Consider the following 21,780-nt stretch of genomic DNA (forward strand, 5'->3'; position numbering starts at 1 on the left):
ATGGGAGATTGATTAATATGAAACTAGGTTTAATTGGATTAGGAAAAATGGGATTCCCATTAGCTGAACACTTACATGAAGACAAGCATGAAGTAGTTGTATACGATGTAAATAAAGAGCTTGTAGAAAAGGCAGGAAAACTAGGAATTACTGCACGTCATACATTAAAAGAAATGATCGCTGAATTAGAAGCTCCTCGTACGATCTGGGTAATGGTGCCTGCAGGAGAAGTTGTAGAGTCAGTATTAAAAGATGTGTATCCGTTATTAGATGAAGGTGATATCGTTATTGAAGGCGGAAATTCATTCTATAAAGATACGTTACGCCGTGCTGAAGAAGCGAAAAGCTTTGGGTTACATTATGTAGATATCGGTACATCTGGCGGTGTAGAAGGAGCTAGATACGGTGCTTGTTTAATGGTTGGTGGAGAAAAAGAAATTTATGACCAATTAGAACCTTTATTTAAAGATTTAGCAGTAGAAAATGGCTATTCTTATGCTGGCCGCGTTGGTAGTGGTCATTTCTTAAAAATGGTTCATAACGGTATTGAGTACGGCATGATGCAAGCAATCGCTGAAGGATTTGAAGTACTAGATAAGAGTGACTTTGATTTCAATTATGAAGATGTTGCAAAAGTATGGGCGAACGGATCAGTAATCCGCGGTTGGTTAATGGACTTAACTGAAAAAGCATTTGCAGATGATCCTAAACTTGATGGCATTAAAGGTGTAATGAACTCTTCAGGAGAAGGGAAATGGACTGTTGAAACTGCGCTTGAGTTACAAGCAGCGGCACCAGTAATCGCGATGTCATTATTTATGCGCTATCGTTCTCAGGAAGATGATACATTCCATGGAAAAGTAGTTTCAGCACTACGTAATCAGTTCGGTGGACATGAAGTTGTAAAAAAATAAGGATGTTTTTGAAAAGAAACTTGTGCATAAGCGCAAGTTTCTTTTTTATAGTTTAAGAAATTACTAATTTACAAATACCAATCAATCATCGTTTTTTTGTCACAAATGACAGCTTCAACATTCATTGATTGAACAATATATTCTATATTTTCTTCTTTAGCTAATAATAAGGTTGTAAAGGAATCGTATATACTCATAAACGCATACTCATTGTCTTCGCCAGTAATAATTAACTCATTATTGCTAATGTCCCAAATATCTAATGGAGTAGTATTATTTACCTGTAATAATCCGTTTGTATCAAGAATTGGTTCAGAGAAATATAGATTTCTTGCACCTTTAGAACCGAGGAGTTTAAGTAATTTGTGTAATAAAAATATAGACGTATAATCTTCTGTTGGATAATAAAGATCTTTTTTTAAGTTTGAATGTAGCTTTTCAGCTAAATCCTCTCTTTTATATTCTTCTGAAAGGGCACTAATGGAAGTCAACATGGCCATTGCTAATTCTGCGTATGAATGTAATCCACTACAAGACATCATTTCCTTCCAAGAAACGGATTTCCCATTATGAATGATTTCTTCAGTGCTAGGATAGATGTGCTCATATGGTCTTTTTCTCACAGACTTTTCCCATCCTAAAGGCATTTGGATAAAAGGATGTAGCAATATAGCTGCAGATTTAAAGTTTCTTGGTAGTTGTTCTAAAATTGGTGATTTGTCATCTAGCCAAATGTAATCCAACAAAATATAACCTCCCCTTAGACTTTGAAATGTACGGATTCCCATATTATATTTTTTGGCATTGATTGTATCAAATATAAAGCGAAGTATGAAATATGTCCCAACATAAAAGTAAGAATAAATAAAATGAAGTTTTCATAAATAGTAAAAGGGTGCTTATGTCATCAGTATAGCTAAAAAATGTTGTTACATATGAGAAGAGCGTGCTAATAAAATATGAGGTGGTTAAATGGGAAATGAGCAAGTGAAGTCTGTAAAGGAAGAAAAAAAGTTATGTCTTTGTATGATCGTCAAAAATGAGTCTAGAATTATGGAAAGATGTTTAAATGCAACAAAATCAATTGTAGATTTTGTTTCTATTTGTGATACTGGATCGACGGATAATACGCCTGAAATTATTGAAAATTGGTGTAAGGAAAATGAGATACCTGGAACGGTTCATCATGAGCCGTTTAAAAACTTTGGTTATAACAGAAGCCTAGCTGTTTCATTAGCGCAAAAAACATATCCAGAAGCGGATTATTTATTAATATTAGATGCAGATATGATTTTAGAGGTTGATCCGAATTTCGATAAAACGAGCTTAACGGAAGATCATTATCTTACATTGCAATATGATGTTCATATTAAATATTGGCTTACACGTCTTTTGAAAGCTTCTTTACCATGGAAATCTGTCGGTGTTACTCATGAGTATTGGGATATAGATCGCTCAAAAGTTGGAGCGAATTACAATACGAGGGTAGATCGGTTAGAGACTCTTGTCGTGAATGATCCCGGAGATGGCGGGAGTAAAGCTGATAAATTTGAAAGAGATGAGAGGTTGTTGTTACAAGGAATAAACGACCCAGAAACAACGCCAGATTTGCATATAAGATATTTATTTTATTTAGCCCAAACTTATTTTCATTTAAGTCAATTTGAAGATTCGATTAAATGGTATAAAAAACGAGTGGAAGCAGGGGGTTGGGTTGAAGAGGTATTCTATTCGTTATTGCGAATAGGGTTTTGTTATGAGCAGTTAGCAAATCGTTCAGCAAATAAACAAAATGAAGTGACAGATGCTGATGAAAAAGAAACTGTTAAAGGGCAAGAAGAGAAATATTTAGCATTAGCTGTTTTTTATTTTCAAAAAGCGTGGGAATATAGACCAACTCGGGCTGAACCATTATACCAACTTGCAAGGTTGTATCGATTACGATCTCAAAACAATATTGCTTTGATGTATGCTCTGCAAGGAAAGGAAATTCCTTTTCCAAAGGATGATCTTTTATTTGTAGATTATCATGTGTATGATTACTTATTTGACTATGAAATTTCTATTAGTGCTTTCTATATACCTCATAAAAAACATTTAGGGGCCGTGTCGCAAAAGTATTTGGAATCGATTAAAGAAGAGATTCCATTTCATATAGCAAATGTAGTAGAGAATAATGCGAAATTTTATTAAATACATTTTCGGTTAAAGGAGTAGTGGAGTAATCATGGAATTAATGCGATGGGCGATTGAACTAGGAGAATCGGTGCATGGAAATACGTATGAAGAATTGATGCCACTACTAGACTATTATTATGATCGTGATCATTTAAAAGCGTATTGTATCGCAAATCTTCTTTTAAACATGGATGTATTAGATGAACATCGTGAAAGAATCGAATTAAGAAGATGCATCGCTGCTTATTATGCTGGATTATATAAAGTAGCAAGAAAACATGCAAATGAGTTAGTACTTAAACATCCGGATGTAGATTTATATAAAAATAATTTAAAATTAATGGAAGCTTATTTGAATAAAGAATATGATTATTGTCTTTTTATATGCCCAAAGACATACGGTAGTTTCATAGATGTTGCGCGAGCTTTAAAGTGGCGGTTGGAGCAGGAGGGAAATACAGTAATTATATCAGAAACAATACTGGAAAATGTAAAGAATACAGTTGTTTTTGGAGCACATACATACGCATATAACCCGAATCATCTTCCGAAAGATGCAATTATTTATAATTTAGAACAGCTATACGAAGGAAGTCCATATGCGCACCCCCTTTATTTAATATTATTAAAAGATAGAGTGATTTGGGATTATAGTAAACAAAATATAGAATGGCTAAAACAAAAAGGGGTAGGAAAAGAAATAAAACATGTAAAAATGAACTATGCTCCAACTTTGGAAATAAAAAAAGATGCATTTGAAGATGACATTACTGAAGATATTGATATTCTGTTTATAGGTGCTCTTAATCCGAGGCGACAAGCTATTTTTGATCATCTAAAAGCGATTGCCCCAAATTTAAATATAGTTTTTAAAAATAATGCGTGGGGAATTGTTAGAAATGAATTGATTGCTAGAGCTAAAATTATATTAAATATTCATTTTTACTTATCAGGAATTCTTGAAACACCTCGCGTGTCTTATGCAGTCGCAAATAAAAAATTTATTATTTCCGAAAATAGTAATCCAGAAGATGAGGTAGAGTGGCCGGGAATTGTATTTACTCCGTACGAAAAAATAATTGAAAACGTAATGAAATATATAGAATTACCAGAAGAACGGAAAAAATTAGCGGAAAAAGCATATAATCATTTTGAAGCAAATGAAAGTTTAGGTACATTGAGTCTGAGAGATGAAACGAAGTAATTGTACGAAACTCATACGAAAGTATGAGTTCTTTTTTGTTTATCATACTATTTTATGAAACAAGTTAACTCTTTATATTGTATTTTGTATAGAAATTTCTGATAATATATAAGTAGAACTTAAAAACAAAGGGGAGAAATAATCATGAAACTAGTCGTTATTAACGGTACACCAAGAAAATTTGGCAGAACTCGCGTGGTGGCAAAATATATTGCGGATCAATTTGAAGGGGAATTATATGATTTAGCAATCGAGGAGTTACCTTTATACAATGGAGAAGAGTCACAACGTGATTTAGAGGCAGTAAAAAAATTGAAAACGTTAGTGAAAGCTGCGGATGGGGTTGTATTATGTACACCAGAATATCATAATGCGATGAGCGGTGCGCTGAAAAACTCTTTAGATTACTTAAGTAGTAGTGAATTTATTCATAAACCAGTTGCGTTGTTAGCGGTTGCTGGTGGCGGTAAAGGTGGAATAAATGCATTAAACAGCATGCGAACGGTCGCTAGAGGTGTTTATGCAAATGCAATTCCAAAACAAGTTGTGCTTGATGGATTACATGTGCAAGATGGGGAACTTGGGGAAGATGCGAAACCATTAATTCATGATGTAGTTAAAGAGTTAAAAGCATATATGAGCGTATATAAAGAGGTGAAAAAGCAACTAGGAGTGGAGTGATATGTCCTCCCTTTATCATGATTCTCGCTTGTATTACATTCTAGGGGCCAATAGTCTATCTGCTATTGGTTCCGGAATTGTTATGATAACGATTCCGTGGCTGTTAATTAAAGAGAGTGGAGGAGAGACAACATTTGGTTATGTTTCTATCATTGCAACCCTCATTATGTTTTTATTAACACCATTCATTGGGCAAAGTATTGATCGTTTTTCAAGAAAATCTTTATTGCTATGTAACGAAGGAATCGGAATAGCTGTAATTGGAATAATGTTTATATGGGGATTTGCTGGGCAACCTTATCATTCTATTCACTATATTCTTATTTATATAGCCGGATCATTCTACTATTTATTATTTTATCCTACAATATTTGCGTTCAACCAAGAGATATTTCAAGCGGAACATTATAAAAGTTTAAGTGGAACGATGGAAATACAAGGACAGTTAACACAAGTTATTTCTGGAGCGGCCGCGAGCTTCTTAATTGAAATTGTATCTTTGAAGTGGATTTTGTTAGTAGACATGTTAACTTTTGCTGGAGCATTTTTTCTTTTCTTATGTATACCGTACGTAAAGAAAAAAGAAGTGAAAAGAAAAATAACATTTAAGAAGCAATTATTTGAAGGAATTCACTTTATGAAAAAACGTCCTAAGCTCTTTTGGTTCTTACTGGCCACTTATATGCCGTTTATAGGTGTTATGATGGCAAATTATTTAATACCAGTTTATATTTCGGATATACTTAAAGCCAATGCCTCTGTATACGCAATAGAGGGGATGATGTACGGTGTTGGAGCGGTTGTTGCAGGAATCTGTATTCCACTCATAATGAAATATGTAAAAACAGAAGTTTCAATCGTTATGACGATGTTCATTTATGTAATTTCAATTACCGCAATGAGTATTGAACCTTCCGTAATTTTCTTATATGGACTTGCAATTTTTCATGCAGTTGGAAATGCGGGTACAAGAGTGGCGAGAAATGTATTGATGATGGAGGAAATTCCAAATGAAGTAATGGGACGTGTAGACAGCTTATTTCGCCTAATTGGTACTGGAATACGAATTTTATTATTAATGTTGTTTACAGCGGGTGTATCTAAAGTTGGAGTCATGCTGCCGTTTTACGTATTAAGCTGCATATTGATCTTCTCATTAGGAATCGCTATTTATTATGTACTATCACAACGTAAAGTAGCGGCGCATGTTTCTAATAAATCAATCGTTTGAAAAAACACTTCTGCCTCCCTTTCTTTTTCTATATAATAACAAGAAAGGGAGTGAATACTTATTTATGAACAAATGGATCTTTCTTATAATTTTATTATTACCGCCACTATACATCATTTATATGACGTTTCGAATGAACAAAGTTGCTCGTGAAAAGTTGAGCTATCACTCTCCGTACGTTCTTATACTGGGTGCAAAGTTATTTGGAGATAGACCGTCTTTATCTCTTCAAAATCGTTTGGATGTAGCGTTGGAGTATTTATTTTCCCATCCTGAAGCGAAAGTAATTGTTTCAGGTGGCCAAGGAGAAGATGAAGATATACCGGAAGCTCATAGCATGAGAAACTATTTAATGGTACATGGTATAGATGAGAGTCGTATTTTAATAGAAGATCAATCTACAAATACGTATGAAAACTTAAAGTTTAGTATGGATTTATATAATGTGAAACATGCGGTAGTTGTAAGTAATACGTATCATTTATATCGAACGAAAATAATTGCAAAGCGTTTAGGCATGAAGATGGAGGCACTAGCTGCTGAAACACCAATTCGTTCTAAGAGAAAAATGTATGTTCGCGAATATGCTGCTATTATGAAAACAATATTGTTCGATCGTTAGAGCTCAAATGCGAGCTCTTTTTTAATTTAAAAGCGTATCATTTGAAATGAATGCCATATTCCATCAAAATAAAGGAAACAACAGTAAAGGAGTTGTATTTGTGATTCAATTTAATCATGTGTCAAAATCGTATGAAGATGGCACGAAAGCAGTGGATTCATTGCATTTAGAAATTAAAAAGGGAGAATTTTTTGTTCTCATCGGTCCGAGTGGTTGCGGGAAAACAACGACAATGAAGATGATTAATCGTTTAATCGAAACGACTGAAGGGTCGATTTTAATCGATGGAAAAGATATTCAACAATATAATATAAACGAATTACGTTGGGATATAGGATACGTGTTGCAACAGATTGCTTTGTTTCCTCATATGACAATCGCTGAAAATATTGCAGTTGTTCCTGAAATGAGGCAATGGAGCAAAAAGGAAATAAAAGCACGCGTCGATGACTTGTTACATATGGTTGGATTAGATCCGGATATATATCGAGATCGTATGCCTGATGAATTGTCAGGAGGACAAAAACAACGTGTCGGTGTCGTGCGAGCATTAGCCGCAAACCCGAAAATCGTTCTTATGGATGAACCATTTAGTGCGTTAGATCCATTAAGTAGGGAACAGCTTCAGAAGGATATTGTACAGTTGCAAAAAAAGATTCAAAAAACAATCGTGTTCGTAACACATGATATGCAAGAAGCATTATCACTTGGAGATCGCATTTGTATTATGAAAGAAGGAAAAGTTGTTCAACTAGATACACCAGAAGGAATTATACATAATCCGAAAAATGAATTTGTAGAGGAGTTCATTGGAAATCGTGGACGAACTTGGTATGAGGAGAAAAGTGTAGCAGATGTATTGCCGCTTGATCAAAGTGTGCAATTAGAAGGGCAGGCACTATCATTACATTCTTCTTTACAAGAAGCGCTAGTTCGTGTGCGTGACGAGGAGGTCGTTCCAGTTGAAGAAAACGGTCAATATATTGGAGCGTTAACAAGTCGTCATATTGTCAATTACATTGTTGAACAAATGAAGGAAAGAGGTTAAACAGTGACTAATTTTATACAAACGTTCCAAGAACGAAAAATAGAATTACTAACTGCATTAAGTGAGCATTTACAAATATCGCTTATTTCATTATTTTTTGCAGTAATTATAGCGGTGCCACTTGGCATTTTATTAACAAGAAAAGAACGAATGGCTGAATTTATAATAGGAACTTCTGCGGTAATGCAGACAGTGCCATCACTTGCATTACTTGGACTATTAATTCCGTTAGTAGGAATCGGAAAACTTCCAGCGATTATCGCATTAGTTGTGTATGCACTATTACCTATTTTACGAAATACATATACAGGAATAAGGGAATTAGATGAATCACTAATAGAAGCCGCGAGAGCTATGGGGATGAATAGTTGGAGAAGGTTGTGGAAGGTAGAACTTCCTCTTGCATTGCCTATCATTATGGCCGGTATTCGTACAGCGATGGTATTAATTGTTGGAACGGCTACATTAGCAGCTCTCATTGGTGCTGGTGGGCTAGGTAAGCTTATATTATTAGGTATAGATCGAAATGATCATGCACTTATCATTTTAGGGGCCGTACCAGCCGCGTTACTCGCTTTATTCTTTGATATAGTACTTCGCATACTTGAACGACCGAAACGCTCTTCTAAGCGTGTTATATTGACGATATGTATAGTTGTAGTAATGATTGCTTCTCCATTTCTTTGGAGTACAGAAAAGAAAGATATTGTTATTGCGGGCAAACTTGGATCAGAACCTGAAATTTTAATTCAAATGTATAAGCAGCTTATTGAACAAGATACCGATTTACACGTACAATTAAAACCAGGTCTTGGGAAAACAGCATTTGTATTTGAAGCGTTGAAATCAGGTGAAGTAGATGTGTACCCAGAATTTTCAGGAACAGCGCTATCTACTTTCGTGAAAGAAGAACCAAAGAGTACAAATCGTGATGAAGTATATGAGCAGGCTCGCGTTGGACTGGAAAAGAAATATAATATGATTATGTTGATGCCAATGGAGTATAACAATACATATGCACTAGCCATGCCGAAAAAAATAGCAGATCAAAAGAATATAAATACTATTTCTGATTTAGGGAATGTTGCGCAGGAAGCCAAAGTAGGATTTACATTGGAATTTGCTGATCGTGAAGATGGTTATAAAGGAATGCAAAAATTATATAACTATAAGTTCTCGAATGTTAAAACGATGGAGCCGAAGCTGCGTTATAGCGCAATTCAATCTGGAGATGTTAACGTAATTGATGCATATTCAACAGATAGTGAATTGGAGCAATACGGACTAAAAGTGCTAAAAGATGATAAAGGGTTATTCCCACCTTATCAAGGAGCACCATTATTAAGAAAAGAAACGTTACAGAAATATCCTGAACTTGAAAAGGTATTAAATGAATTATCTGGAAAGATTACAGATGAAGAAATGCGAAAAATGAATTATGAAGTTAATGTGAATGGTAAAAGTAGTGAAGAAGTCGCAAAACAATTTTTACAAAAAGAGAATTTACTTCGTTAAATTTACAAGAAATATACAAATTTATATGTTTGAAATGACCGTTCATTACAAAATGAGCGGTTTTTTTGTGCATACTTATACATTTTTTCAAAAAAGTATTCCATTTTTGTTCATTTTCTTTTAGAATAAGTAATGTTTTCCTGAAAAAATATAAGAGAAACGTCTATTAGAGAAAAAGGTGACTTTAATAGTTGAACGAACATAACACCTAGAATGACAGATGGGGTGGTACAAATAGAAAAGAAATTAGGATTCTTTCCATTAATCGCATTAGTAGTTGGAACGATGGTTGGTGGCGGTGTTTTTAGTTTACCGCATGATTTAGCAGTAGGAGCAAACAGTGGCGCAATAATAATTGGCTGGTGTATTACAGCGATGGGAATGATTCCACTTGCGCTCGTATATCAAACGTTAGCAAGACAAAAACCGGAACTTGAAGGTGGAATTTATAGTTATGCACGTGCTGGTTTCGGTGAATATATTGGGTTTAATAGTGCTTGGGGATATTGGCTAGCAGGAATCTTAGGTAATGTCGCAACAATTATGTTACTGTTTAGTACATTAGGTTATTTCTTTCCAATTTTCAAAGGAGGAAATAATGTTGCATCTATCGTTGGGGCATCACTTTTATTATGGACACTTCATTTTCTAATTTTATTTGGAATCCGTGAAGCTTCTATTATGAATGTTATCGCAACAATAGGGAAGTTAGTTCCAATCGTTTTATTTATTGTTGTAATGGTAACAGTCTTTCGCTGGGACACATTTACACATGATTTTTGGGGAGAAGGAACAATCTCAGTTTCCGCTATACTTGGTCAAGTGAAAAATACAATGCTTGTAACACTTTGGGTTTTCATTGGAGTTGAAGGAGCGGTTGTATTATCCGGAAGAGCGAAGAATAGCCGAGATGTTGGTAAGGCAACAGTAATGGGGCTTATTTTAGTAATGTCCATTTATATTTTAATTTCTGTCCTATCAATGGGAGCTATGACAAGAGGCGAACTTTCTGTGTTAGAAACTCCGTCAATGGGACATGTATTAGAGCATGTTGTTGGTCCATGGGGGGCAGGTGCGATTAATATCGGGTTAGTTGCTTCACTTGTCGGTACATTAATTGGCTGGTTTTTACTTGTTTCTGAAATTTCTCATGTAGCAGGAAAAGATGGCGTATTTCCAAAAGTCTTTACGAAAACAAATAAAAAGCAAACACCGCACATGGCATTATGGATTTCAAATGGTGTTGCTCAAATTATATTTATCATCGTTCTGTTTTCAGAATCAACATATCAAATTATGTATTTCATTGCATCAACATCAATTTTATTACCATATTTATTATCAGCGTTATTCCAATTAAAATTAGTCATTACAAACGAGCTAAAAGACGCTAAATTAAAAAATGGAGCGTTAGCTTTAATTGCTTCGATTTACTCTGTATGGCTTCTTTATGCAGCTGGTTTAAAGAATTTACTACTCGTTTCAATTGTGTATGGAATTGGAATTATTGTTTACACGTTTGCAAGAAAAGAACAAGGGAACCGTTGTTTTGCAGGTGCAGAGAGATATGTGATGGGGGCAATTATTGTTGCGGCTATCACATCCCTGTATATGTTATTAACTGGAAATATAAAAATGTAAAAAGTCCTTTTTATTTAAAGGGCTTTTTTCTTTGTTTAGAGAATATTTACTACATAAGATATTCAGGAGGGATGAGAATGGAAGAAAAAGAACAGTTGTCTAGAATAATTGATTTAGCTAGTGAGTTAAGGAAAGTATTAGTGCAAGAATCTTTTTTTAATCATCATCCTGAATTGAGAGGAGTCATTGAAAATTTAGCAAGTTCTGTTGAAAATTTGGCGGAATTACAAAAAAGTAAAGATGAAAATGCTGAAGATCGATTACGTTACGTACTTGCTAAAATGAAAATTGCTCATAATGCAATTTTACAAGAGAAAAAAGCATTTCCTTCTCATTAATATACGTTTTAATTTTGAACCTGGCGGATAACGTCAGGTTTTTTATTTCTAGTTTTTCGTTTCTTTCATACACTAAGAATAGTATGAAAAAAGAAGGTGACTAAGGTGAGATTACATAAAGCTCTTCAGCCAAGTTTTATAAAACGAATGTACTATATGAGATTTTTAGGGAAATTTACAAAAGCTGAGAAAGAGAAGAGTGGAGAGAATTTCTTTGTACAATGCTTATCGCCAATACCATTCACTTTACAGGAACAATTTGCAAATGAACCATATGTATTTGAAGGGGTATGTAGTAATAAAAAGAATGAAAAAATCTTTTCGGAATTAAAGAAGAGGAAATTAGAAAAGCAATTAGTGATGTTTCGTCTTTATTATGAAAGAGGAAATGTATACGTGGAGTTAATATGTACAGAAGAACCGAAAGAAATAGCAAGCAGCTATAAAATGATTCCGGCACCTAAAGTTACAAATAATAAAAAAAGAGAGTCTTTAGAACGAAAACTTAGCAACGGTTATTTATCATTTCTTATGCCAAAATTTCCGAAAGACTTTGAGCCTCCCGAATTATTGTGGCATGATGGAAGACTGTATGGAAACATATCCTTAAAGTCATCAATTAGCTCAATCGCATATTTTGAACAGAAACGGGAATGTAAATATATAAACTGCAGTGACTGGACGAAGTATGTAGAAATAGCGGTAGAAGATCAATTATATTTTGTAAGTGATCATGTGTATGAGCAATTAAAAAAACGAATGCATGAAGAAGGTAAGATAGTTGAAGTAGAGGATATAAAAGTGCAAAAAGAGGAATGGGAATGGGATGAGCGTGAATCGTCCTTTTTACAGTATGTACAAAGTATGGTGCATAATAAAGGGCTATATTTGGATGAAACGGATATTTATAATTTCCATATAAGTGTAAAAACAAATATATTAACGATTCTTGGTGGTATACCGGGCGTTGGGAAATCACGTTTTGTGCAAACTTATGCAGAAGCATTAGGGTTACAGTATGGGGAGGAATTGGTTTGGATTCCAATTTCGCCATCGTATCAAGAACCACATGATTTACTTGGTTACCTTCATCCGAATGGTACTTTTATTGAAAGTGAAACGAAGTTAGTTAGGACGTTAATGAAGGCGAAAGAAAATCAAAATCAACTGTATATAATCGTTTTTGATGAAATGAACATGTCTCATATTGAGCATTGGTTTACTCCATTTCTCTCTGTTCTTCAACTTGAAACAAAAAATCGTATTTTAAACTTGTATGAGGGTGTTCAGGACATTGAGAATTCAATTCCATCAACAATTGAAATTGGAGAAAATATTATATTTGTAGGTACTGTGAATTTTGATGAAACAACGAAAGAGCTCTCCGATCGATTATTAGACCGAACGAACCTAATAACGTTACAGAAAATTCCGTTTTGTGAGATGGGCATGGAACAGGGGAAAGTCGTATTACACCCACCTTTGAAAGTAACAGCGGGAGAATTTCGGATAAATTGGATGAGAAATAAAGCGATGATTGAAGTGTTTTCTGAAGAAGAATTAGAGCTATTAGATAAGTTGCATGTCGTATTGTCATCACATGATGCGTCTAAGGGAATTTCTTTCCGATGTGCAAATGCAATTGCGACTTATTTGCAAAACATACCGTTCCAAAATAACCATACCTATATGATCAGTAGAGAAGAGGGGTTTGATTTACAAATAAAGCAGCGTGTATTAACGAAAATCAGAGGGACCGAAATGATGGTTGGGTCTTTACTTTCTGAAGAAGCCAAAAGGGGAGCGACCTTAGTACCTCTTTTGCAATCTGCACTTGCAAACAGAGTATCTACATTTGAACATTCTTTAGCATATATACGAGAAAAACGTAGGGAACTGGAGCTGTATGGATATGCAAAATGAAGGGCGTTACGAAACAAAAATCGTTGATACGAATGAAACGCTCCCTTTTGTATTAAAGTTAATCATTGGAAATGAGGGGAAAGGAGATTATATTTTATTAAATCGTCTTTGTACATCTACTACAGCATTGGTTCAATGTATTTATAAAGTACAAGAATTAAAACCAATTAGATTGCAGTATAATTATGAAATCCCAATGAATATTACTTTTATATGGAATAAAGTATATGAGGGACAGAAAAATATAAAAGAGGCTCAATATGAAATAAATGAAAAAAAACAAAGAGTATTAATATATGAACATGGGAAAACAGAATTCTTTTATCCATGGCGCTGCGGTTTATACCATTTTGAAGTGCGCATAGAAGATACAACGTATTATGGCGCTTTTCAAATCGTACCGAAAAACTTTTTTGATGATCAATTTGAAATGATTCAAGACTATGTGAAGTCAATTTTAAATGAGTTGATTTTGGATAGAGGTTATTATAAAAAGACTTTCTCTGCACTTAGCGATATTGAGGATTCTTCTTATTTAGTGTTGCTTAGAAAGTTACCCCAAAAAATGAAAATGATAAAGCAAATCTTTAAGAAAATAGAATCAAGTTCAAAATTTATAAATGCATATAAATGGGAAGGAAAAGAGCGAAAGCCAACAAGAAGAGGAACTATAGTGGCAGAAAGAAAACCTTATGCCAAACATTATAATCGTAAGTTTATGGAACAAAAAAATAGTAAGGAAAATGCATTTCTTAAATATAAAGCGATGCAATTTTATCATTATTTAATTGAAGCTAAAAGTTTTTTACGTCAAACAATTGAAATCTTAGAAAGAGAAAAAAAGAAAAAATCAGAAGAGTTTCAAGCCGTAAAAACGATTATACAAACAATTGAGCGAAATGGATCGGTAACCGATAGAGAGAAGCAAAAATATAAAAATATACATTTACTAAAAGAAGCCGATTTACGAAAGAGCTCAATGAAAATACAAGAATATAAAATATTGGCGCATATCGTGCATGAAAATGTACAATACTTTCAAATGTTAATGCACTCTTCGTTTTGGAGGGAAGTTACTGAAACAAGTAACATGAACTTACATGATTTACCGATACCACATCAACAATTACTACATCATTTAGAAGTACTCCCGCAATATACGGATCAATCTCCATCGTTATTATTTGTTTATAAGCCAACGTTTTTAGTGTATGAATATTACGCTTTTTTTATCGTTATTTCAATTTTAGAGCAAATTGGTTTTGAGGCTAGAAACTCAATTCGTGAACAAATACAAGAACATTTTTATGTAGATGGATTACAAGATGGAACGACAGTAGTTTTAGAACGAGATGATATAAAGGTGCATGTCGCATTTAATGATTTAATTGAAACACATCCTCTTATTGCATTAAGTAAAGGTAGTAATTTTTACAATGGTGAGGATACGAAGAAGCCAGATATTCGCTTAGACTGTTATGTAAAAGAAGATGGGAACTACGTATATAAATCTTCTATTATTATTGAAGTGAAATACAGTCCAATGTACAATATTTTTCAGCATGTCGGAAATACAAAAGCAACTGAGCAAATGTATAAGTACTGGTCTATAAAGTATGTAGAAGAACAGGATGGAAAGCGAGTCTATTATCGAAGGTCAATTTATGAAGTCATTTGTGTATATCCAGGAAGCCATATGCATAGTAAAAAAATTGAGTCTGGATGCGGTGTTTTCTTGCAGTTATATCCATATAAGACGAAACAAGGGGAAGAGAAATTAGCTGGAAAACATGGGATGGTACAAATTTTTGAAAAATGGTTAAAAAGCATTCAGAAGTAAAAGAAATCCTTTTTCATAAAGGATTTTTTTAGATTAAGAAGAATTATATGCTGTATGGAAAGAAACATAATGTAATTTAGGTTTGAAAAGTGATACGAATGTGTTATTAAAAGGAATGTGAGCGCGGGATAAAAGTCGATTAAATTGGAATCTAATTCACTTTGCAGAATATAATAAGTCATAAATATTTTTAGTTGCATACGAAGATTTGTTCTTATATGATAGATAGTGAAAGCGTTATCAAAAACAGAGCGGCGATGGGAAAGGCGGTTAAATATGTTCCAGCGTGTTCAAACAAAGGAAGAACATTTTGGGTTCGAGCAACTATGGGGAGATTTTTGTGAAGAAAGAAACTTAATGTTTGTAGAACGTAATTTAAATCCATCACGATTTTTATTAATAGAAGATGAACATCCTATTGGTACAGTAGAATGTATTAAGTATACGGTACCTGAACAATCAAATTCTGAGTTTTTCTATCCGTTTTCTAAAAATGATTTAGTAAAAGATTTGAAGAATGTGTATGAAATAGGCAAGTTAAGTATTTCGAAAACATCTCGTGGGAGAGGACATTTCAAAAGGTTAACAGCTATTTTATTTATACATGCGTTAGAAACAAAAGCTGAATGGTACATTGCAGCAGTGACAAAAAGAATGTATATGTATTTACTTACACTCGGTTTTCCAATTGAACCGATAGATAATCCATTTCAGTTTCATGATACTTTACAAGGTGTACCAGTAAGAATTCATGCTCGAAAAGGGGTTACGCATTTGTATTCTTTAAAAGAATTTCGTGATGTGATTCAAGGGAATGCTCATGCACAGGCATTAATTGCAGAATACAGTAAAAATATTATGTTAACGAAATAAAACGAAGTGAATATGTATAATAAAGAGAATAATATTTTTATAAGATATAACTCTTCATTAAAAAAGACCCTTATTATTTTAATAAGGGTCTAAAAATTATAATCCAAATATACTAAAAATCATTTTGCGGCGCTTCGGTTTCTTTTCTCGTTCGTATGTTGGTTTTGAATCAGGAGTAATATAAATGGGTTCTTCTTTCGTTAGCGCAGCTTCTAACTTTTGAATTCGCTCTAACATTTCCTCCATTTCACGACGGTGTTGTAAAAGTTGGTACGTGACGACATCATTTGCCTTATCTTGCATTTGTTCTTCCATTCGATCGAGCCTTCTTGTAATAGTGTTTAATTGATTAGCTAATTGCTCAAAATCATTCGATGATATGTTTTGAACAATTGTATTGACTTGAGTTTTTAATTCTTCAACCTCATTTGAGGAAGCCTTTTGAGTAGGTTGAGGATTTTGAGACTGCTCTATTTGAAATAGATGGTGTTCTAACATTTGATCGACATCATCTTGTGTGAAAATAAAGTGGCCATATTTGTTTTTTTCTATCGTAAGATTTAATTGTTGCGCGATCCGGACAACAGCCTTTGGGCTAACACCTAATTTTTTTGCGATAAATGGTGTTTTATATTCCAAAATAATCCCTCCTATATATATCCTGTTGAATGATTTCGAGCTATGAAGTAAGTTCCCTTCTAGTGCGACAAAAGAAGTGTGGAATCGGCAAAGAAAGTGTTTTTTCACGAAATTGAGTTGAGAAGAATAGTTCGTTTAAATAAAAATGTTTTATCGTAACATTTAGAATAATTTGACTAGTGTAAATGAATTAGATTATCATAATGATAAATATCTTTTTTATGTATGCATATAATATATAAAAAGGTGGTTGCTAATGTAGAATTTTGTTAGAGTATTAGAATGCTTACTTCACTTGAATATAATTAAGTAGGAGGTGGCTTCCTTGCTTACAATGTAAGTAAGGAAAAGTATTTGGACATATATAGTATAAGTATAGTGATTGTTTTAATTGCCTTAACGGCATTTTTCGTTGCAGCAGAATTTGCAATTGTTAAAGTGAGAAGTTCACGAATTGACTATTTAATTGCAGAAGGAAATAATCGTGCAACATCGGTCAAAACAGTCATTACAAACTTAGACGAATATTTATCTGCTTGTCAGCTAGGAATTACTGTTACAGCTTTAGGAATTGGGTGGTTTGGTAAACCTGCGTTAAAGCAAATGTTTGATACGCTTTTTGCAAATTGGAATATCTCTACTCAACTAGCAGACATTTTTGCTGTAATTTTAGTATTTTTTTTAATTACTTTTTTACATGTTGTAATAGGGGAATTGGCCCCAAAAACATTTGCAATTCAAAAATCTGAACAAGTAAGTTTGCTTGTTTCTAAGCCGTTAATTTTCTTTTATCGTATTGCATTCCCATTTATTTGGATATTAAATGGTTCAGCTCGAATCATTACGAAGCTGCTAGGGTTGAAACCGCCGAAGGGGCATGATGAGGTTCATTCAGAAGAAGAATTACGGTTGTTAGTTTCAGAGAGTTATAAAAATGGTGAAATTAATCAATCTGAATATAAATATGTAAATAAAATTTTTGAATTTGATGATCGGATTGCAAAAGAAATAATGGTACCTCGAACCGAAATGAATATTATAAGTAAAGAAATGCCTGCTGAAGAAGCTTTGCAAAAAATGTCTCGTGAAAAATATACAAGGTATCCAGTTGTTGATGGCGATAAAGACCACGTAATAGGTTTTGTGAATTTTAAAGATATTTTTACTGAGTTTGTACAACATAAAGTTGTTAATAAAAAGACAGTAGAGCAATATATGAGACCAATTATTTTAGTTATCGATTCTATCCCAATTCATGATTTGTTTTTAAAAATGCAAAAAGAAAGAACACATATTGCTATATTGATAGATGAATATGGTGGGACATCTGGACTTGTTACTGTTGAAGATATTCTGGAAGAAATTGTTGGAGATATTCAGGATGAGTTTGATACGGATGAGCAGCCAGAAATTCAACAAGTTAGTGAAACGAAGACGATACTAGAGGGAAAAGTACTTGTTAGTGAAGTGAATACGTTATTTGGTTTAGGGATTGATGATGATGGTGTTGATACAATTGGTGGTTGGATTTTAACGAAGAATATAGAGATTGCTGAAGAGGATTCCATTGAAATTGAAAATTATAAGTTTTGTGTGAAAGAATTAGATGGACACTATATAAAAAGATTGGAAGTTACAAAGATAGTAGAATCGATTGTTATTTTAGAAGATGAAAAACAAATTTCATTACAAGAGCAAATTAGCTCGTAAACTCTGCTAAATAGCAGAGTTTTTTTGAGCATAATGTTTTTTGAGGGATAGGGGCTATGATACAATGACATAAGCCAGACCTTTCACTAGGTGAATTATTGTTGTATACATATATTTGGAAGGAGAAGAAGTATGAAAAAGCATTTATATATAAATGGAGATTGGAAATCTGTAAACACGTATAAACCATTATACGCACCATATTCTGAAGAAATATTAGCAGAAATTGCACAAGGAACGGAAGAAGATGTAAAAGAGGCTGTTATTGCTGCAAAAAATGCAATGACAAAAATGAATAAATTATCCGCATATGATCGTGCGATTATTTTAGAGAAGGTTGCACAAAAAATGGATGAAAGAAGAGAAGAATTTGCAGAGATTATTGCAAAAGAAGCTGCAAAACCAATACGTGCTGCTAGGGGAGAAGTGGATCGTACTGTTCAAACATACAAATTTGCAGCTGAAGAAGCGAAGCGTATATATGGTGAGACATTGCCATTAGACGCCGCACCTGGTGCGGATGGGCGTATTGCATATACAATCCGAAAGCCGATTGGTGTAATAGGGGCTATTACACCATTTAATTTCCCATTAAATTTAGTTGCGCATAAAGTTGGACCTGCAATTGCTGCCGGAAATACAGTTGTGTTAAAGCCAGCTGATCAAACGCCATTATCATCTTATGCATTAGTTGAGTTATTTGAAGAGGCAGGATTGCCAAATGGAGCTTTAAATATCATTTCTGGTCCTGGCTCCACGGTGGGTGAGGCAATCGTTAAAAATGATTATGTTGCTTCTATTACTTTTACCGGAAGTCCAAAAGTTGGAATCGGAATAAAACAAAAGGCTGGGTTAAAACGAGTTACGTTAGAACTAGGATCAAATGCTGCTGTTATAATTGATGAAGATGTAGAGTTAACAGATGAAATCATTGAACGTGTAAAATGGGGAGCATTTGTTAATAATGGGCAAGTTTGTATTTCCGTACAACGTGTTTTTGTACATGAAACGAAAATGCATGAATTTCTTTCGAAGCTAAAGAAAGCGATGGAATCAGTAGTTGTTGGTGATCCACTGCTTGAAGAAACGGATGTATCAGCTTTAATTTCAAAAAAAGATGTAGAGCGAATTGATATGTGGGTTCAAGAAGCAATCAAGGAAGGAGCAACTATTTTACACGGTGGTAAGAAGCGGGATGCAAGAATTTTTGAACCGACTGTATTAACAAATGTTCCAAATCATGTATCTGTGCAGTGCCAAGAAGTATTCGGTCCACTCATGACAGTAAATACATTTAAAGAATTTGATGAAGCGATTGAGCAAGTAAATAATTCGCGTTACGGCTTACAGGCAGGAGTATTTACAAATAATTTATTTAAAGCAATGCGTGCAATCGATGAGTTAGAGGTTGGTGGTGTCATGATTTATGATATTCCAACGTTCAGAGTAGATCATATGCCTTATGGTGGTGTGAAAGAAAGTGGCACGGGGCGCGAAGGAATTAAATATGCAATAGAAGAAATGACAGAAATGAAATTAGTATGTATTAAAAAATAAATTAGAAAAACTTAAACTTTGCGCTAAAAAAACGAGTAGGAAATGTTTACGATTCCATACTCGTTTTTTACGCTTCTAGTAACTATTTAATTAAGTGTAACTTTTACTTCATTTCTTGTTTGAAAATAGTATCTTCTACATAAATTTGTTCTTTATCTACAGCAGTAGCATGAGTTAATACTAAACCGATTGGTGTTTTTGTATCTTTATTTTGAACAATTGTAAAAGGAACATTTTTTTCGTTTGCTAATTTAATGTATTTTGATAAATGTGGGTAAGCAATGCCACCATTTAGGAGGAGTTGTAATGATTGAGAAGAGCGCATGCTACCCGCCACTTCAGAGTATACATTACTTTGCATTACTTGACCGATCGTTAAAGCGATTTCTACACGCTCACGTAATGTAGTTAAATACATATTACGTTCTTCTGGTTTGTTTTGCTTTTGGCCGTAAATGCCTTCTTGGAGATAATCTTCCACATTTTTATTTACCATATTTTTCACACCTTTCATTTTCTATTGTACGCAAGAATTAAAAATGATGCAAAAAAAGTCGTGTTGACTACGGAAATAATGAAAATGTTTGAAGGAAAAAGGGTATTTGCATACAATTAGTTAAATAAGAAAGAAAAAAATAATTTTATCAACAGAAATTAACAAAATGTGACAAAAATCTATTAACGAATCATCTTTTTTGTGTTAATATTCAAAATATAAAGGGTATTCGTCGTATGGAAATGGAGGGAATGGAGGTTTTTCCAATCGATAAGGATATTAAAGAAATATTTTGTTCACACTTGAAAAACAATAGGCACCAATTCGTAGAGAACTGGAAAAACAAAATGATAATTTCCGAAAAAGATCCATTTAAACTAGAAGTAGTTCAAAATGGAGAGGATTTACTAGAGTTGATTATCGAACTTACTATGGAAGATAAAGATATAAATTATCTTCAACCGTTATGCGAGAAAATTGCTATTGAACGTGCTGGAGCAGATGCGAATATTGGAGATTTTGTTTATAACGCAAACGTGGGAAGAAATGAACTTTTCGAAGCGATGTGTGAATTAGATGTTAGCGCTCGTGAATTGAAACCAATTATGGAAAAAATACATACTTGTTTTGACAAATTAATTTATTATACCGTTTTAAAATACTCGGAAATTATATCGAAGAATTTAGAGGAAAAACAGCAATATATTAATGAAACACATAAAGAAAGGCTGACGATTTTAGGGCAAATGTCAGCTAGTTTTGTACATGAATTTCGTAATCCGCTTACTTCCATTATGGGATTTGTCAAACTATTAAAGGCAGATCATCCGAGTTTATCGTATTTAGATATTATTTCGCATGAATTAGATCAATTAAATTTTCGTATTTCGCAATTTTTACTCGTATCGAAAAAAGAAATGTGGAATGAATCGGAACGGTTTTGGCTTAATGACTTGTTTCAAGACATTATACAATTCTTATATCCGAGTTTGGTCAATGCGAATGTTTCAATTGAAAAGAATTTACCGTATCCAATTCCGCTTGTTGGTTATCGAAGTGAAGTGAGACAAGTATTTTTAAACATATTAATGAATTCAATTGATGCTCTTGAATCAATGAAAGAAGAACGAAAAATTATCATTGATGTATTTGAAGAAGATCAAGCTATTCGAATTGTGATAAAAAATAATGGACCAATGATTCCAGCTGAAAATGTAGAAACGATTTTTGAACCGTTTGTAACTACTAAAAAGTTAGGAACTGGTATTGGCTTATTTGTATGTAAACAAATTGTGGAAAAACATAATGGGTCCATTATGTGTCGATCAGATAACGATTGGACAGAATTTCAAATTGCATTTCAAAAATAA

General features: G+C 33.6%; 19 protein-coding genes. 16 read left to right on the forward strand and 3 right to left on the reverse strand.

All coding sequences use genetic code 11. The features are described 5' to 3' along the window. Window positions 1–17: 17 nt before the first annotated feature. A complete protein-coding gene (gene gnd / locus NZ044_RS11225; protein ID WP_000765981.1) occupies window positions 18–914 on the forward strand; it encodes a phosphogluconate dehydrogenase (NAD(+)-dependent, decarboxylating) in 897 nt (298 codons plus the stop codon). A 68-nt stretch (window positions 915–982) separates the two neighbouring features. On the opposite strand, the gene NZ044_RS11230 is transcribed toward gnd, so the two are convergent. Further along, entirely contained in the window at window positions 983–1,747 is a 765-nt protein-coding gene (locus NZ044_RS11230; RefSeq protein ID WP_025989024.1) for a DUF2711 domain-containing protein, read from the reverse strand. Window positions 1,748–1,886: 139 nt separating this feature from the next. Between NZ044_RS11230 and NZ044_RS11235 the strand changes: the two genes are divergently transcribed. The 12 genes from NZ044_RS11235 to NZ044_RS11290 all read left to right on the forward strand — a co-directional run bounded on the left by NZ044_RS11235 (window position 1,887) and on the right by NZ044_RS11290 (window position 16,008). Then, window positions 1,887–3,107, forward strand: a complete 1,221-nt coding sequence (locus tag NZ044_RS11235; RefSeq protein ID WP_000526224.1) for a tetratricopeptide repeat-containing glycosyltransferase — start codon at window positions 1,887–1,889, stop codon at window positions 3,105–3,107. A 34-nt stretch (window positions 3,108–3,141) separates the two neighbouring features. Continuing rightward, complete coding sequence (locus NZ044_RS11240; protein WP_340949744.1) at window positions 3,142–4,296, forward strand: glycosyltransferase family 1 protein; 1,155 nt, start codon at window positions 3,142–3,144, stop codon at window positions 4,294–4,296. Between the two features lie 144 nt (window positions 4,297–4,440). Beyond that, window positions 4,441–4,977, forward strand: a complete 537-nt coding sequence (locus NZ044_RS11245) for an NADPH-dependent FMN reductase (protein WP_000780355.1) — start codon at window positions 4,441–4,443, stop codon at window positions 4,975–4,977. Between the two features lies 1 nt (window position 4,978). After that, complete coding sequence (locus NZ044_RS11250; RefSeq protein WP_000097155.1) at window positions 4,979–6,208, forward strand: MFS transporter; 1,230 nt, start codon at window positions 4,979–4,981, stop codon at window positions 6,206–6,208. A 64-nt stretch (window positions 6,209–6,272) separates the two neighbouring features. Beyond that, a complete protein-coding gene (locus NZ044_RS11255) occupies window positions 6,273–6,830 on the forward strand; it encodes a YdcF family protein (protein ID WP_001045713.1) in 558 nt (185 codons plus the stop codon). A 100-nt stretch (window positions 6,831–6,930) separates the two neighbouring features. Then, window positions 6,931–7,878 carry an ABC transporter ATP-binding protein gene (locus NZ044_RS11260; RefSeq protein ID WP_098505732.1) on the forward strand — a complete coding sequence of 316 codons (948 nt, stop codon included), beginning with the start codon at window positions 6,931–6,933 and terminating at the stop codon, window positions 7,876–7,878. A gap of 3 nt (window positions 7,879–7,881) precedes the next feature. After that, on the forward strand, window positions 7,882–9,393 hold the full coding sequence (locus tag NZ044_RS11265; protein WP_098505733.1) for an ABC transporter permease/substrate-binding protein: 1,512 nt from the start codon (window positions 7,882–7,884) through the stop codon (window positions 9,391–9,393). A gap of 213 nt (window positions 9,394–9,606) precedes the next feature. Further along, complete coding sequence (locus tag NZ044_RS11270; RefSeq protein ID WP_340949747.1) at window positions 9,607–11,034, forward strand: basic amino acid/polyamine antiporter; 1,428 nt, start codon at window positions 9,607–9,609, stop codon at window positions 11,032–11,034. A gap of 77 nt (window positions 11,035–11,111) precedes the next feature. After that, window positions 11,112–11,372: a hypothetical protein gene (locus tag NZ044_RS11275; RefSeq protein WP_000391447.1), complete on the forward strand. Its 261-nt coding sequence runs from the start codon at window positions 11,112–11,114 to the stop codon at window positions 11,370–11,372. 105 nt (window positions 11,373–11,477) lie between these two features. Further along, complete coding sequence (locus tag NZ044_RS11280) at window positions 11,478–13,295, forward strand: AAA family ATPase (protein WP_118961732.1); 1,818 nt, start codon at window positions 11,478–11,480, stop codon at window positions 13,293–13,295. Beyond that, on the forward strand, window positions 13,285–15,135 hold the full coding sequence (locus tag NZ044_RS11285; protein WP_002162815.1) for a hypothetical protein: 1,851 nt from the start codon (window positions 13,285–13,287) through the stop codon (window positions 15,133–15,135). The genes NZ044_RS11280 and NZ044_RS11285 overlap by 11 nt, the downstream gene beginning before the upstream one ends. 276 nt (window positions 15,136–15,411) lie before the next feature. Continuing rightward, window positions 15,412–16,008 carry a hypothetical protein gene (locus tag NZ044_RS11290; protein WP_000487795.1) on the forward strand — a complete coding sequence of 199 codons (597 nt, stop codon included), beginning with the start codon at window positions 15,412–15,414 and terminating at the stop codon, window positions 16,006–16,008. A gap of 96 nt (window positions 16,009–16,104) precedes the next feature. On the opposite strand, the gene racA is transcribed toward NZ044_RS11290, so the two are convergent. After that, window positions 16,105–16,647: a chromosome-anchoring protein RacA gene (gene racA, locus NZ044_RS11295; RefSeq protein WP_000456012.1), complete on the reverse strand. Its 543-nt coding sequence runs from the start codon at window positions 16,645–16,647 to the stop codon at window positions 16,105–16,107. Window positions 16,648–17,001: 354 nt separating this feature from the next. Between racA and NZ044_RS11300 the strand changes: the two genes are divergently transcribed. Beyond that, on the forward strand, window positions 17,002–18,357 hold the full coding sequence (locus NZ044_RS11300) for a hemolysin family protein (RefSeq protein ID WP_000356246.1): 1,356 nt from the start codon (window positions 17,002–17,004) through the stop codon (window positions 18,355–18,357). Window positions 18,358–18,489: 132 nt separating this feature from the next. Next, a complete protein-coding gene (locus NZ044_RS11305; RefSeq protein ID WP_098505735.1) occupies window positions 18,490–19,914 on the forward strand; it encodes an aldehyde dehydrogenase family protein in 1,425 nt (474 codons plus the stop codon). A gap of 103 nt (window positions 19,915–20,017) precedes the next feature. On the opposite strand, the gene NZ044_RS11310 is transcribed toward NZ044_RS11305, so the two are convergent. Further along, on the reverse strand, window positions 20,018–20,410 hold the full coding sequence (locus NZ044_RS11310) for a YueI family protein (RefSeq protein ID WP_000247560.1): 393 nt from the start codon (window positions 20,408–20,410) through the stop codon (window positions 20,018–20,020). 236 nt (window positions 20,411–20,646) lie between these two features. Between NZ044_RS11310 and NZ044_RS11315 the strand changes: the two genes are divergently transcribed. Beyond that, window positions 20,647–21,780: a BA2291 family sporulation histidine kinase gene (locus tag NZ044_RS11315; RefSeq protein WP_340949749.1), complete on the forward strand. Its 1,134-nt coding sequence runs from the start codon at window positions 20,647–20,649 to the stop codon at window positions 21,778–21,780.

Origin of the sequence: Bacillus sp. FSL K6-1338, assembly GCF_038006965.1 — a bacterium.
In the GTDB taxonomy this organism is placed as follows: domain Bacteria; phylum Bacillota; class Bacilli; order Bacillales; family Bacillaceae_G; genus Bacillus_A; species Bacillus_A thuringiensis_S.